This is a genomic window from Marinimicrobium sp. C2-29, assembly GCF_038419845.1.
Classification (GTDB): domain Bacteria; phylum Pseudomonadota; class Gammaproteobacteria; order Pseudomonadales; family Cellvibrionaceae; genus Marinimicrobium.
This window is the reverse complement of record NZ_JBCAQT010000001.1, coordinates 19,115-33,441: the sequence shown is the minus strand read 5'-3', so window position 1 is coordinate 33,441 and position 14,327 is coordinate 19,115. Positions and strand designations below refer to the sequence as shown.

The 14,327-nt window shown below is 60.0% G+C and carries 13 protein-coding genes; 8 read left to right on the top strand and 5 right to left on the bottom strand.

What is annotated here, in order from left to right:
• The first annotated feature begins 51 nt into the window (after positions 1-51).
• Both AAE484_RS00160 and AAE484_RS00155 read left to right on the top strand, forming a co-directional pair.
• Positions 52-816, top strand: coding sequence for a GDSL-type esterase/lipase family protein (locus tag AAE484_RS00160; protein ID WP_341936283.1), 765 nt, complete (start codon positions 52-54; stop codon positions 814-816).
• 344 nt (positions 817-1,160) lie between these two features.
• On the top strand, positions 1,161-2,840 hold the full coding sequence (locus AAE484_RS00155) for a family 15 carbohydrate-binding domain-containing protein (RefSeq protein WP_341936282.1): 1,680 nt from the start codon (positions 1,161-1,163) through the stop codon (positions 2,838-2,840).
• Between the two features lie 361 nt (positions 2,841-3,201).
• On the opposite strand, the gene AAE484_RS00150 is transcribed toward AAE484_RS00155, so the two are convergent.
• Positions 3,202-5,733: an efflux RND transporter permease subunit gene (locus tag AAE484_RS00150; protein ID WP_341936281.1), complete on the bottom strand. Its 2,532-nt coding sequence runs from the start codon at positions 5,731-5,733 to the stop codon at positions 3,202-3,204.
• 165 nt (positions 5,734-5,898) lie between these two features.
• Here AAE484_RS00150 and AAE484_RS00145 point away from each other — a divergent pair, with 165 nt between their 5' ends.
• On the top strand, positions 5,899-6,738 hold the full coding sequence (locus tag AAE484_RS00145; RefSeq protein ID WP_341936280.1) for an FHA domain-containing protein: 840 nt from the start codon (positions 5,899-5,901) through the stop codon (positions 6,736-6,738).
• Between the two features lie 84 nt (positions 6,739-6,822).
• Positions 6,823-7,356: an inorganic diphosphatase gene (gene ppa / locus AAE484_RS00140; protein ID WP_341936279.1), complete on the top strand. Its 534-nt coding sequence runs from the start codon at positions 6,823-6,825 to the stop codon at positions 7,354-7,356.
• Positions 7,357-7,435: 79 nt separating this feature from the next.
• Here the strand turns inward: ppa and AAE484_RS00135 are convergent, their stop codons facing one another.
• Positions 7,436-8,161 carry a hypothetical protein gene (locus AAE484_RS00135; protein WP_341936278.1) on the bottom strand — a complete coding sequence of 242 codons (726 nt, stop codon included), beginning with the start codon at positions 8,159-8,161 and terminating at the stop codon, positions 7,436-7,438.
• A gap of 235 nt (positions 8,162-8,396) precedes the next feature.
• Between AAE484_RS00135 and AAE484_RS00130 the strand changes: the two genes are divergently transcribed.
• Positions 8,397-8,669, top strand: coding sequence for a hypothetical protein (locus AAE484_RS00130; RefSeq protein WP_341936277.1), 273 nt, complete (start codon positions 8,397-8,399; stop codon positions 8,667-8,669).
• A gap of 8 nt (positions 8,670-8,677) precedes the next feature.
• On the opposite strand, the gene cysE is transcribed toward AAE484_RS00130, so the two are convergent.
• Genes cysE through AAE484_RS00115 form a run of 3 tightly spaced genes read right to left on the bottom strand, consistent with a single transcriptional unit; the run spans position 8,678 to position 11,684 of the window.
• Positions 8,678-9,523, bottom strand: coding sequence for a serine O-acetyltransferase (gene cysE, locus AAE484_RS00125; RefSeq protein ID WP_341936276.1), 846 nt, complete (start codon positions 9,521-9,523; stop codon positions 8,678-8,680).
• Positions 9,524-9,531: 8 nt separating this feature from the next.
• The gene (locus AAE484_RS00120) at positions 9,532-10,917 is read right to left on the bottom strand and encodes an MFS transporter (protein ID WP_341936275.1); all 1,386 of its coding nucleotides are present in this window, start codon (positions 10,915-10,917) and stop codon (positions 9,532-9,534) included.
• Positions 10,914-11,684 (bottom strand): M15 family metallopeptidase, encoded by a 771-nt coding sequence (locus AAE484_RS00115; RefSeq protein ID WP_341936274.1) that lies wholly within the window; start codon positions 11,682-11,684, stop codon positions 10,914-10,916. The genes AAE484_RS00120 and AAE484_RS00115 overlap by 4 nt, the downstream gene beginning before the upstream one ends.
• A 210-nt stretch (positions 11,685-11,894) precedes the next feature.
• Here AAE484_RS00115 and AAE484_RS00110 point away from each other — a divergent pair, with 210 nt between their 5' ends.
• From AAE484_RS00110 to htpX, 3 genes are all read left to right on the top strand, one after another.
• Positions 11,895-12,173: a TfoX/Sxy family protein gene (locus tag AAE484_RS00110; RefSeq protein ID WP_341936273.1), complete on the top strand. Its 279-nt coding sequence runs from the start codon at positions 11,895-11,897 to the stop codon at positions 12,171-12,173.
• 81 nt (positions 12,174-12,254) lie between these two features.
• Positions 12,255-13,028, top strand: coding sequence for a cyclic nucleotide-binding domain-containing protein (locus AAE484_RS00105; RefSeq protein ID WP_341936272.1), 774 nt, complete (start codon positions 12,255-12,257; stop codon positions 13,026-13,028).
• Between the two features lie 407 nt (positions 13,029-13,435).
• Positions 13,436-14,326 (top strand): protease HtpX, encoded by an 891-nt coding sequence (gene htpX, locus AAE484_RS00100; protein WP_341936271.1) that lies wholly within the window; start codon positions 13,436-13,438, stop codon positions 14,324-14,326.
• The last annotated feature ends 1 nt before the right edge of the window (position 14,327 follow it).

Below are 14,327 nucleotides of genomic sequence, written 5' to 3'. Positions count from 1 at the left end.
CATCCGGTTACCCGGTCACAACCAACAATCATAACCACTGGAGCCCACACTATGCTGAACCCTTCATGGACTCGTTCGCCGAACCCGGGATTGGCCGCCCTGCTGCTGGCCGGAATTCTGCTCTCGGGCTGCTCGGAGCCAGCCGAAGAGCGCGAACCTCACCCCGAATCGGTCATCCCCTCCCCCCGGACCACCGAGTACGACTGGATGTCAGTCGAGCGCTGGCAAGCCATGCATGCCGAGGACGTCAAGGTGGCCAGCGAGAGCGATGTGGACCTGCTGTTTATCGGCAACTCCATTACCGAAGGCTGGCCGGAGCCACTCTGGGAGAAGTACTTCGGTGAATACAACCCGGCCAACTTCGGCATCGGTGGCGACAAGACCGAAAACCTGCTCTGGCGCCTGAACAACGGCGCCGTGGGCAACCTCGACCCACAAGTGGTCTCCCTGCTGATCGGGGTCAACAATTTCGGGTTGAGCGAGCACGAGCCCGATGACGTCTATCAGGGTGTGGAGGCCGTGGTTGACACCCTGCTGGGTGCCTTCCCCAACGCCAGAATCCTGGTGCATGGCGTTTTTCCCTACAAGGAGTCGGCCCAGGACCCCGCCCGGGACCAGGTGCGGCAGCTGAATGACCAGATTGCCCACCTGGCCGACCGCGAACGGGTGTACTTCCTGGATATTGGCCCCCAATTGGTTGAGGACAATGGCGATATCAGCACGGACATCATGCCCGATCACCTGCACCTGTCCGGGGAGGGGTACCGGATCTGGGCCGAGAACCTGAAGCCGATCTTCAAAGACTGGCTGGAGTAAGTTCAGGGCGCGGCGACCGGATCGCCGCGCCCTGCCCTCACCTGCCCTAACAGCTTGTCCCAGCCCGCCGCTGCCTGCCACTGCACCCTGCCCGATCAGACGCCCCAGCCGTTTATTTATCAGACAATTGGCTTGGCACACAAATCTCTTAAAATAAAATGCATTTACCTTATGGTCATCAAGAACATTTGTGTGCTATGTTAGATGTCATGCAGTCAATTCAGGAGCGGTACCAGGCTTGTCAGGGCCGACCATGGATTCCTGAAACAGACAGCTGGAAGGCGGCAAGTCAGCCGAGTTCGGTCATCTTTCGCTGAAGACTAGAATAATAGAGGGTTTACAACATGTTACAGAAATCACTTATAGCACTCTGCACAGTATTCGCGCTCACCGCCTGCGGCGGCGATCTCGATTTGGGCCCGGACCAGGCTCCTCCCGCTAACGGGAATGGCAATGGTAACGGGAACGGAAATGGTAACGGTAACGGTAACGGTAATGGCGAAGATGAGCCGGAAATCTGGACCGACATCCGGTTTGACGAAGAGGCCAACATCGATTCCTGGGCGCATCGCTGCGTCGAGAGCTGCGACGCTACGGCCGGGTTGAGCTGGAACGCCGACGAAGAAGTCCTCGCGGTCGCCCCCGAATGGGCCAGCACCGAAGACAACCTGGAAATCTACACCCCGGTTGAAGAAATCAGCAATATGGAAGGCGCCAATGCCAGCGTCTGGGTTTTTGTCACCGAAGACTACGTCTCGGATGGCAACCTGGCGATGCATCTAGTGCTGACCAATGCCAACGGCACCAACGCATACAGCGAGCCCTTCCCCGTTGAAGAGGCCGGCTGGAACCGTGTCGACGTCTGGGAGATGGCGACCACCACCGAAGGCGGAGTTGAGGAAGGTGAAGAAGATTACGGTAGCTTTGCCATGTATGACGCTGGCTTTAGCCTGCTGGGTATCAACGAAGTCGGTGTCCGGTTTGCGGCCAATGACAAGCCCGTCGACGTCGGCGGTCAACTCTGGATTGACAACGTGGTTCTGACACCCGGCTCGGGTTCCGGTCCGCTTGAAGTCGATATGGCCAGTGAAAACTGGGCTGTAATGGACGCGACCGGTGTTGAGCTTCAGCAAGCCGATGGCACCGTGGCCTTCTCACCGACCGCTGCCGATCAGAAACTCGTTTATCTGCTCGACGGCCCGGCTGACCTGGTGGGACGCAGCTTCACCTTTACCTTCACCGTGGACCAGGCGTTCAAAGATAGCGGCAGCGATGTTCAGCCGATCATCCAGCTGAACTTCGGCAGCTACACCGGCGAGTTCGGGTGCTACGTTGGCAACGGCTCACTGACTGCCGGCGAACCCTTTGAATTCACTTGCGAAACCAGCAACGAAGCCTTTGTTGCCGAAGAAGGGCAGAACATTCGCGTCGGCCTCCAGGTGAAAGGTGAACCAGCAGGCACCGTGACCATCAACAGCATGGAAATCGATGCCGGCGGCGTAAGTGGAGACACTGGGCCGTTCGAGCTGACCGCCACGGCCGACAATGTTGACTCCGCCTGGAGCAACGACAACTGGCAGAACCTTAATGGCGCCCCAGACCTGAGCTTCAACGAAGCGGAAGGGGTACTCGCTATCGCACCCAACTGGGACGCGACCGATGCCGGCGGCGAACGCACCATTATGTATGTGGCCGGTGAGGACGAACTGCCCGAACTGGAAGGCGCCACCATCGGCTATGAACTGTTCATTCCGGATTACTATGTGACTGAAAACCCCGGAATGCAGTACCAGTTCTACATCCAGCAGAATAGCGACAGCTATACAGGTCTCTTCGGAAGCATGTTCAGTCTCAGCGACGCGGAAGACCTGGGCGATGGTTGGTACCGCTTTGAGCGTACCTTTACCGACGTTCCCACAGATCCTCCCGCACTGCGCGTTGGCTTGAAGCTGCAGCGCGGTAGCCTGGACAACGACGGTGAGGCAGGCGAAGAGCTGTGGCTGCGTCGAATCACCATTGAGTAATCCAACCAAAGGCTAGCTTCGGCTACTCGACTGAAAACCCGGCTCCCAGGAGCCGGGTTTTTTTATTCCACGACGCCCCCACCTTTCACCAAAAAGTCATAAAAATCCCGCTTTAATTACCAGACAACCCAACCCACTTCCAGCCGGGAAATAATTCACAGAGACTTCTAGTCTTGATGTCGATACCTGGTCCTCCGTCTGTGTCAGTACCGACTGCAACGCGACCGCCGTACTTGCCCACAACGCAGACGCCACAGCCCTGGTGATCAAGCAAGTGGAAATTGACCTGGCTGATCAGGTAATAAACGCCATCCATAAAAAAAACCGGCCGAGGCCGGTTTTTTTATGGGTGATAGCAACCCTATCCTGCGTCGCTCTCCTTCCCAAACGGCTTGGTCACCAACACCAATTTCGGCAATAGCGTCAGGGACCCGAGTATCGCCGCGAACATCGCCAACGCGGTGAGCAGGCCGAAGTAGATCGAGGGAATGAACTCTGACAGCGCCAGTATCGAAAAGCCCACGATGATGATGATTGCCGTGTAGTACATGGCCCGCCCGATGGAGGCGTGCGAGGCATGCATGGAGTCGACGTAGCGACCACGCTCGGCGAACTCCATGCGGAAGCGGTACAGGTAGTGAATCGCGTGATCCACCCCGACACCCACCGTGATGGCCGCAATGGTGATGGTCATCATGTCGAGCGGAATGCCCGCCAGCCCCATGCCACCGAGCACCACACCGGCGGCCAGCATGTTGGGCAGGATCGCGATGATGGCGATTTTCAGCGAGTGGAACAGCACCAGAAACATGGCCATGATGCCCACAAATACCGCGCCCAGGGTCACGATCTGTGAGCTGAACAGGCTTTGCAGCATATTGTTGTAGAGTACCAGCATGCCGGTGAAGCGGACCTGGTCCTCCTCAAACCCGACTTCCTCGACCGCGTATTCGCGAATCTTCTCTACCAGTTGAATCCGGTTCAGCTCGGGACTGGTTTCCTTCACCCGGAGACTGACGCGCGCCTGGTTGTGCTCATCCGACAGGTAGGGCTCAATCAGTACTTTCTTGATGTTCTCCGGCAGGGAGTTGCGCATCACGCCCAGCTCGAAATTGTTGAGCCGGCCACCGTTGATATCGGTTGCCACTTCGTAGGCAATCGCCAGTGAATTGACCTTACCCACCTCCGGCAGGGATTCAAGATAGTTGTGCAGCTCCTTGATGTTGTCGAGGGCCGCCCGGTTGAACCAGGCGCTCTGACTCGAGTCGCCCTCTTCTTCGCCCGGCGCGGCAAAGGGATCATCCTCCGCGGCACTTTCATCGGCGGCGCTTTCTGGCTCGGCAAAGGGATCATCCTCACCGTTCGCGCCGGCATCCTCGCTCGGTTCGGCCGTCAGGATGATATCCAGATTGATGGTACCGCCGAGTTTCTGATCAATGACGGACATGCCCTGGTAGATCTCGGTGTCTTCGTGAAAGTAATCAATAAACTGATTTTCCACCTTGAGCAGGGTACTGCCATAGACGCTGACCAGGGCCGCCACCAGCGCAATCAGAATCACCAACGTGCCGTACCGCTCCGCGAAGCGGGAGAAAATCAGGGTGATGGCGCCGGACTGGTCGCCTTTGTCCTTGGGCTCGCCTTTGGGCCATAGCATCAGGCCCGAGGGGATGAGGACAAATGCCAGAACAAATGCCAGACTCAGGCCAATGGTCATCATCCAGCCGAAATCGATCACCGGGCGGATATCACTCACCACCAGCGAGACAAAGGCAACCATAGTGGTCAGCGCCGTATACAGACAGGGACGCGCCATCTGACGGACGGTCTCCAACACCAGCGACTCCTGAGGCCAGTCAGCATGCTGGGCATGCAGCTCCCGATAGCGCACAATCAGATGAATGGTGAGCGCCAGGGTCAGGATCAACAACAAGGCGACAAAGTTGGAAGAGATTACCGTCAGGCGCCAGTCGATCCAGCTCAACCAGCCGAGCATGATCAGGACCGAAAACACACAGGTGGCCAGCGGCAGAATCACAAAGCGCCACTGGCGGAAAATGAACGCGAGCATCAGGATGATGAACACCAGAATCGCGCTGCCGAAGACCACCAGATCGCTTTTGATAAAAGCGATCATGTCGGCGGTGATCATGCTCACCCCGCCCAGGAATACTTCGGCCCGCTCGTCGTAACCTTCCAGAATGGTCCGTATGGTCTGGACCCGGGCACGGTCCTTCTCCGCCGCTTGTGTCCGGTACGAGCGGAACTCCTGGCTCACCTGCTCCAGTCTCTGCGCTTCCTCCTCACTCAGCCCCTCTTCCGAAGCCTTCTGGCGCAGTGCATCCCGCTCGCGTGCCAGGTCGATGTAGCGATTGTCCACCTCCAGGTTCAGCTGCAGGGCCGTGGTCTGGGCATCGGGACTGAGCAGGGTGTCGCGATAGATTGGGCTGGTAAGAAACTCTTCCTTGGCGGCTTCTTTATCGACGCCCTCGGTCTGCAGTGTCCGGGTGGACTCCTTCTGCTCATCCAGGGAGCGCATCGGGGAGTAGAGCAGCGGCACATCCAGTATGGAGTTGATGCTCTCCACCCCCTGCACCTCGGCCAACTCATCGCGCAGTGATTCCAGGGTGTCGAGAGACTCCTCCGAAAACATCTCGGCTTCGGGCGAATAGGTCACCACCAGAAAATCGCCACTCTGATAGCGCTGGTTGATTTCGCGGAAGTAGTCGATGGACTGGTCGCTCTCCAGCGTGAGCGAATCGGCCGAGGCGTCCAGTTTGAAGTTGGGCAGCCCCAGGGCCGCCACAATCGCCACCAGCACCACCACGGCGAGCACGATCGCCGGGTGACGCAGGATGGTGGCTCGGTACCAGGAGTCAAGCAATGTCAGCATGGGGATGACCTTATCCGTAATGGCTCATAGGGAATCAAATACGCGCTAGTGTACCTCAAGAGCCCGCCCGATAGCGGACCCTGTGCGGGTTCTGGGCGCCAGTCTATGGTAAAGTCTGGAAGACTGTCGATATAATCCTACAACCGCCTGAGATGGAAGTGGTTTATGCTCAAGCTACAGTTCAAGGATCAGCGCCAGCCGCCGTTCTGGGTGGTCGATAAGCTGTATAGCATCGGCAGTTCGGAAGACAACCACCTGGTGCTCAAGGACGAGGGTATCGCCCCGCTGCAGGCGCGCCTGATCGCCACTTCCGAGAAAATTTTTCTCAAAGACAACAACAGCGACACCGGTTGCTTTGTGAATGGCCAGCGCATTACCCAGCGGGAAATCCTCCCCGGGGACCAACTCCGTCTGGGCCCGGTGGAACTGGAAGTGCTGGAACCCAACGACGATACCCTCCCCGGTCGCAGCGGCGCCGACCCCTGGCGCCTGGTGGCCAGCGGCAGTTGGCTTTCAGGCCAGAGTTACACCATCCCCGAGGAGGGCACGGCGATCATCGGGCGCTCCAGTCAGTGCGATATTGTCATTCCCGGAACCCACCTGTCCCGGCGGCATGTGGAGTTGCGTGTGCAGGGCGGCAGCCTGCACGTCAAGGACCTGGGATCGGTGAACGGTACCTACCTGAACGACCGCCCGGTGACCGAAGGGCTCGCCCACGGGGGAGACCAGCTGCGCCTGGATGTGTACACTTTTCGTGTAGTGAGCCCCACGGGTGATCGCGAGCGCACCCGCTTGCGCGCCACCACCACGGTGAACCAGCGCCCGACGCCTAAGCCTAAGCCGAAGAAAATCACCGATTTACCCCCCAGGCGCTGGAAAACGCGCCCGACCTCGCCCGGTAACCGTCAGGAACCCACCTACAAGGAGCGGCGCCAGGAAATCTGGCTGTGGCTTGTGGTGCTCGCCGCCGTGCTGCTGTTGGTGGGCGCTTTCTTCTGGGTCTGACCGCCGGGGTAGGCGTCGCGCGGGCAATCTGTGCTAAAATCGCGCCGAATTTTTCACTCAATCAATGAGCAGGATTATCAACCCATGAGCTTAGACAATGTAGCCTCCGGCAAGGCCGTGCCCGATGATATCAACGTCATCATCGAGATTCCCATGAACGGCGAACCCATCAAGTACGAAGTGGACAAGGGCAGCGGTGCGATTTTCGTCGACCGCCTGCTCGGCACTGCCATGCACTACCCCTGCAACTATGGCTATGTGCCCCACACCCTGTGTGGTGATGGCGATCCGGTGGATGTTCTCGTGGTATTTCCGCACGCCCTGCCCCCCGGCTCCGTGATTCGCTGCCGCCCGGTCGGTGTCCTGAAAATGACCGACGAGTCGGGCGAAGATGCCAAGGTGCTGGCCGTGCCGGTCGACAAGGTGACCCCGCTGTACAGCAAGGTGAAGTCCGCCGACGACCTGCCGGAGATCACTCTGGCCCAGATCACTCACTTTTTTGAGCATTACAAGGATCTGGAAAAAGGCAAGTGGGTCAAAATCGACGGCTGGGAAGACGCCGACGCCGCGCGTCGCGAGATCCTGGATTCGGTCGAGCGGTACAAAAAAGAAGGGTAACCGGCTCTGGAACGTCTGGCCGGTGAGTGACCCCCTTTCACCGGCCGGCACCGGCCAGCATCAGCGACCCCTCAACGGTTCACTCTTCCAGCCGCAAGCCGCTGATATCCGGTGACACCGGCGGCTGCTGCGGTTTCAGTTGCCCCATGTCGCTGCCCGCTGGCGCCAGGTCAAAATCGGCCGCCACCGCTGGCGGCTCGGGCTCCGGCCCGCGCTCCTCGGCGCTCAGCAGGTCACTGCCGGCCTCGGCCAGGCCCCAGTCTTCGGGCTCCACCCCCATCAACGGCAGACCCTGACGCTCATCCTCCGACAACAGATCCGCCCCCGCTTCGGCCAGATCGAAGTCCGGCACCATCACCGCTGCGTCCTCCACACGCTGTCGCTCGGTCGCATCCAGCAGGTCGCCCTCCGCCGGGCGCAGACTCAACTGGCTGGTATCCACCGACACCGGCGTCAATCGCGGCCGCTCAGTGGGGTTGAGCAACAAGCCGCCCACAGGGGCCAGAGACAGCCCCGTCGGTTGTCGTTGTGGCTGCGGCGCTCGCGCCGTGCCGGTTTGTCCGGACGCTTTCTTAGCGGGCACCAGGCTGACCAGGGCGCCCGCCTTGTGCAGCACCTTCTGGTATTTCTCTCCGGTGGCCTTGTCCAGGCCGCGCTTGAGCGCGACCGGACGACCGGAAAACAGCTTTTCGATCTTGCCCGCGTCGGTCTTGAGCAGCTGTTGAAGCCGCTGTTTGACCTCGCCCAGGGGCTGCCCGAGCACAATATCACCGCGGAAAATCAGGTCGAAGCGTTCATCTGCCATTGATCCAGTCCCATCCTCTCGTTATGACCACTCCCCTGATCTTAGCCATCCCTATGCAGACTCGCAATATTGCGCGGCCGTATTAGTGACAAAACAGTCTTGCCAGTGACTGGCAAACCCGCCCATGGCTCCCATACTTACCCGAAGAGGAAAGCGCGAAGAAGAGAGAGTGGAGAGGAGAGCGTGGAGAGGAGAGCGGCAGATACAGGCCAATGGCGAAGCAATGGAGGGTCTCATGATCAAAAACATGTCGGAGGCAGAGAACACCTCAGAACCCAGCTTGTTCACCGGCGGGCCGCTGGCTGGCGCCCGTGCCGTGCGCACCCGGGTCAAACAGGACATCGATTTTCTGCGAGACCGGATCGACGACATGGAGCAGCAGACGCGCCCCAACCGACATGTAATCCAGACCTACCGCACCATGCTGGACAGTCGACGATCGGTACTCAATTGGCTGGATCATGGCGAGGAGGACATCATCTGTGCCGAGCGCACCGGCACAAGGTGACGGAGCGCTCAGTCGCCGTTGAACCCCTGGTCCATGTCCCGCGCGGGGATTTCCCCTTTCGGGTGTCCTACGATCCGGGCAGGGACCCCCGCGACCGTGGTGTGCGCTGGCACTGAATCGAGCACCACGCTACCGGCGCCAATTTTGGCGCACTCGCCCACCTGAATATTACCCAGAATCTTGGCACCGGTACTGATCAGCACCCCGCGCCCGATCTTGGGATGCCGGTCACCCGCCGTCCGCCCGGCCCCGCCCAGGGTCACCGAGTGCAGCATCGAGACTTCATCGCCGATGACCGCGGTTTCACCGATCACCACGCCCGTGGCATGGTCGATCATGATCCCCTCCCCAATACGCGCGCCCGGGTGAATATCCACCCCGAAGGCCTGGGAGATCTGATTCTGTAAATAGAGTGCCAGCGAACGACGATCACGCTGCCAGAGGTGATGCGCAAAGCGGTAGCTCTGCAGGGCGTGAAAACCCTTGAAGAACAGAAACGGGGTAGAGAATTTCTCGCAGGCCGGATCGCGCTCACAATGCGCCCGAATATCGGCGCGCATGGCCGCCTCGATACTGGGGTCGTGCGCCATCGCGGCTTCAAAGACCTCGCGGATCATCATCGCGGGCACCGCCTGGCTGTCGAGCTTGTTGGCCAGATGAAAGCTCACGGCACTGGCGAAGCTCTCATGGTTGAGCAATGTGGCGTGATAAAAACTGGCCAGCGCCGGCTCCTCAAGACTGGCGGCCTGCGCCTCCGTACGGATTGCCTGCCAGAGTTCATCGACGAGCGCCGCCTGGGTGTCGGTGGTGGGCAATGGATAGTCTCCCGATTCACTGGTTACCTGTTGGTCCATGCGGCGAATTATCGCACAGACACAAATCGCTGGCGAAACCGCTGGAGGAATTCGGGCTGACGCACAAACACCAGCGCCGATATCAGCAGGTGCAGCGCCATGACCACCAGGAACAGCTGAGGGATGCTGAGGCCCAGCATACCCAGCACCAGCAACCCGACCAGAGACGCCGCCACCATGAACAGCGCATTGATGACATTGCCCGCGCCAATCACCTGGGCCCGATGCTCCGCGCGGCTGCGACTCTGAATCAGAGCGGACAGCGGCACCACGTAAAGCCCGCCGGCGACGCCCAGCAAGGCCACATCCAGCGCCACCCGCCACCAGCGCGGGCGCTGCAGAAGCTCCACCACCGAGTAATAGAGATCGGGGCCGGGAGCGGGGTGGGCACTGGCGAAGGCACTGCCGGCGAACGCCAGATCCACGCCAAACACCGTCACCAGAATCGCTCCCAGAGGCACCAGCGCCGGCTCGACCCGCTGCCGGCTGAGCCGCTCACACAAGAGAGCGCCGACGCAGATCCCCGCCAGAAACAACACCAGAAAAAGACTGACCGCCGCGGAGGCGCCGGAGAGCACACTGCGGGTAAAATTGGGCAGCTGGGTCAGATAAATCGAGCCGAGGAACCAGTACCAGGATGAACCGATAATGCACCAGAACACCATGGTGTTTTCCCGGGCGCAGGCCAGGCTTCGGCGCGTCTGCCGATAGGGATTACCGTGCAGCGCCAGCTCGGGGTCGGATGAGGGCGCCTGTGGGATCAGGCGGCTGACGCGCCAGCCGAACCAGGCAATCGCCAGCGCTCCGGCCGCCACCCACCAGCGACCGCCGGAAAAACTCAACGCCAGGGTCCCGGCGATCATGCCCAGAAAGATGGCCACCGAGGTGCCGGTATGCAGCAGCCCATTGCCCCCGGTCAGCTCGTCCCGCTCCAGATGCTGAGGCAGGATCGAATACTTGAGCGGACTGAAGCAGGCCGACTGGGTGCCGGTGAGAAACAACACCAGCAACAGCAGCGCGGCACTGTTGAGCCAGAGCGCCAGGGCGCCCAGCAACATGATGCCGATTTCGGCGATCTTGATCAGACGAATAAAAGCCGACTTTTCAAACTTGTCGGCGTACTGCCCGGCCAGCGGTGCGAACACCAAAAACGGCACGATCAGCGTGGCGGCCACCACGTTGTTGATCACATCAATGCTCAAGCCCCAGCGCTCGATTCCGCCGTAAGTGAACAGCATCAGCAGCGCGCTTTTGTAAAAGTTGTCGTTGAAGGCACCGCCCAGCTGCGTCAGAAACAGGGGCCAGAACCGTCGGCGCCGCAACAGGGAGAATTGCGAAACCGGCTGGACGTCGGGCTGGTCAGGCAGGTCGGGCTGAGAGTCAGAAGCGTTCATTGCGGCGCACCGGGCGGGGGATGGTCGGGAGTCGACTGTGGAGCGGGTTCTGGCCCCTCGGGCACTTGGACATAGCGTGTCACCAGCTCGGGGAGCAAGGGCAACAGTTCCCGCTTGAGCGCCACATCCCGGGACTCGAGGGCCTCGTGCAACAACGCCACTGTCATGTCCCGATAGTAGCGGTTGGCCAGGGGCGCAAAACTCAGATGCCAGGGCTCGGGGGCCACGCCACCCCGGTCGCGGTCGTAGGGCCGGTAGAATCCCGGGTTTTCATCGCCCGCGAGATAACCTGAAAGCCACTGATGAAAGGCGGCAAAGGGCCCGTCCCCTTCGGTCTCCGCCTGCGTCAATTGCACCGATTCCCCCTCCGCCAGGCGGGAGCCATCGTAGACGTCGATATCCGTTCCCCAGTGGTGACGGGAGGCACCCGGCAGAGCCGACCAGCGCAGAATGGCGTGAATACGCTCCACCGCCGTCAGTGCGAGCGGGTCCAGGGGGTGCCCGGCATCGTCCAGAACCGGCTTCGCTCCCTGCGCCTTGGCATTCCAGATGGCGCACTGGCGCTCGAAGCTGCGGTAGCCACTGGCGATGTGCAGCTCGAAGCCCTGGGCACGTGCCGCCTGGGACAACTGATCCAGGGCTGGCCGTATCCCGCGATGCACCCGGGCCGCCCCGAAACCACTGGGGACCAATTGGCTTTCATCGAGCCCGACCAGCGCCTGGCGACCGGGTTCGAAGGGGCTGTCTGGAACGTTGAAATCGGTCACGTCAGTGGTTTCATCCTTCCGTCAGGCGCTCCGACGAGCACTCGCTACCTCAGAATAACCATTGTGCATTACATCCGAAAGTATTATGCGCCAAAGTACGGAAAAGTTTTGCGCTTATCAACGAAAAATGTACTATTAGCTTCTGGGCCATAGCGGTTGGAACATGGCCCACTAACCATAATGATAACGAAGAAATGGAGCAACAACCGTATGACCACAAGTCATAGTGAATTACTCCAGCTCAAGAACCTGGGAATGGCGACCGTCAATATTCTGCGCGCCATCGGTATCACAACCTTTAGTGAACTGCGCGAGATCGGCGCCGTCGAAGCCTACCGGCGCATCAAGTCCAGAAACATCAACGTCTCCAAGGTCATGCTGTACGCACTGCAGGGAGCGCTGATGGACGTTCACTGGAACGACCTTCCGCCGGACATGAAAAACCAGCTGGTGGCCGAGGCCGAACAGGACTCGCTGAGCGAAGCCTGACGGGTAACCGCATGGCCCCCGGCGCCGACTTATCCTCTGGCCGACCTTAGCCTCTGGCCGGCCTGTTCTCTGGAGGGCAGCATGCATTTACCCCACAAACAGTCGGACATCATCACCGACTGCGCCGCCCGATTGCGGGAATTGACCCGTGAGCTGCTCACCCCGTTGAGCCCCTCGGGCGAACGTCTTTCCCGCACCGCCAGCAACGACCTGTTGGCCAGCCTGCCCGAGGATGAGGTCTGGCTACTGGTAGAGGGCGAGCTCTTCTACCGCGTAGGAGGCAAACTGATCACCCGACACTCGCCTGGCGATCTCATTGGGCTGGAGCGCGCCCTGCCGGTCGATCAGGGCGCCTACGGCTGCTCGGGCCCGATCACACTGGAGCCCTACCGGCGCAGTGAGGTGCTGACAGAGTCACCCTCGAAAGCCCTCGAATACAGCCTCTACGCGGCGGGCTTTTACCGCGCGGCCCTGGCTCAGGAGATTCGCGCGGAATTTCAGCCCTCGGCCGGGTTCATGCATTTCTCCGCGGGTGAGACCATCATCCACCAGGGAGCCGAAGCCGACCGGGTCTACACCCTGCTCGAGGGCCAGGCCGATGCCATGCGCGATGGGGTCAAGGTGGGCGACGTTCTCGCCGATGAGATTTTTGGTGCGCTGGCGGTCTTTACCCGGCAGAAACGCATGGCTTCGGTGGTTGCGGCCAGTGACTGTACCGTTCTGGCGGTCCGTAAAGAGGAATTCGCCGATCTGGTCGAGCTGCAACCACAAATCTGCCTGGGGCTGGTGGAGGAGATGGCCTCCAAGATCCACCAACTCAACGGTCAGCTGTTGGCCCTTCAGGCCAAGGGCTGATTCCCCTCAACCGGAAGTTAACCCGACGCTTTTCGGAAAATGCGCACTGGTTCGCATGACGGACTTCTGCGCGCTTGACAACGATAATGATAATAATTATTATTCAATTAACGGTCGGGCGGTCTCTCCCCTCCCGACCGTTGTGGAAGTCTGGTTGTCACTTGCGTGATCCAGGGGATTACGCGAGAGACGCTCCGGATCTTCTCCTCGAGGCATCGGCGGCGTCCCGCCCGGACGTCGCCAGCCTCTGGCTAATCACGGTTGCTTGGGCCACCCTCCGGGGTGGCCACTTTTCTTTTTCCCACCCATACCGCTTCAAACACTCTTGAAATTCTCGCGCCAGCACGCATATAAACCGCGATATTGCGGTCTATCCTCTGTCATCGTTGTCCTTGGAGAATTGAACAGTGTTGCGAATTGGCTTGTTTTTAATGACGAACCTGGCGGTGATCCTGGTCGCCAGCATTACCCTATCCCTGCTCGGGGTTGATCACTACCTGGACCAGTCGGGCGGGCTGAACCTGCAGAGCCTGCTGATATTCTGCGCGATTTTCGGTTTTGCCGGCTCGTTCATCTCACTGTTCCTGTCCAAATTCATTGCCAAAAAAACCACCGGTACCCGGATCATTGAGCGCCCCCAAACCGCTGATGAACAGTGGTTGGTCACTACCGTAGAGCAACTGGCGCGCGACGCCGGCATCAAAACCCCCGAGGTGGGCATTTTCCCCGCTCAGCAGTCCAACGCCTTTGCCACTGGCTGGAACCGCAACGCGGCCCTGGTGGCCGTGAGTCTGGGGCTCCTGCAGCGCTTCGATCGGGACGAAGTCCGGGCGGTGCTCGCGCACGAAATCGGCCACGTGGCCAACGGCGACATGATCACCCTGTCCCTGATCCAGGGGGTGGTGAATACCTTTGTCATGTTCTTCGCGCGGATCATCGGGCACACCGTTGACCGGGTGATCTTCAAAACCGAAAACGGCCACGGTATCGGCTTTTACATTGTTACCATCGTGGCCGAAATCGTTCTGGGCATTCTGGCATCTACCATCGTCATGGCCTTCTCCCGCTACCGTGAGTATCGGGCCGATGCCGCCGGCGCGCGTCTGGCCGGCCGGGGTGCCATGATCCGCGCTCTGCAGCGCCTGCAGGCGGAAGTACAGGCCGGGGCGCAGAACCCCATGCCCGACAGCATGAAAGCCTTTGCCATCAGCGGCGGGTTCAAGCAGACCTTCGGTCGGCTATTCTCCAGCCACCCGCCGCTGGAAGAGCGCATTGCTGCTCTCAACAAAGTCCAGTAGT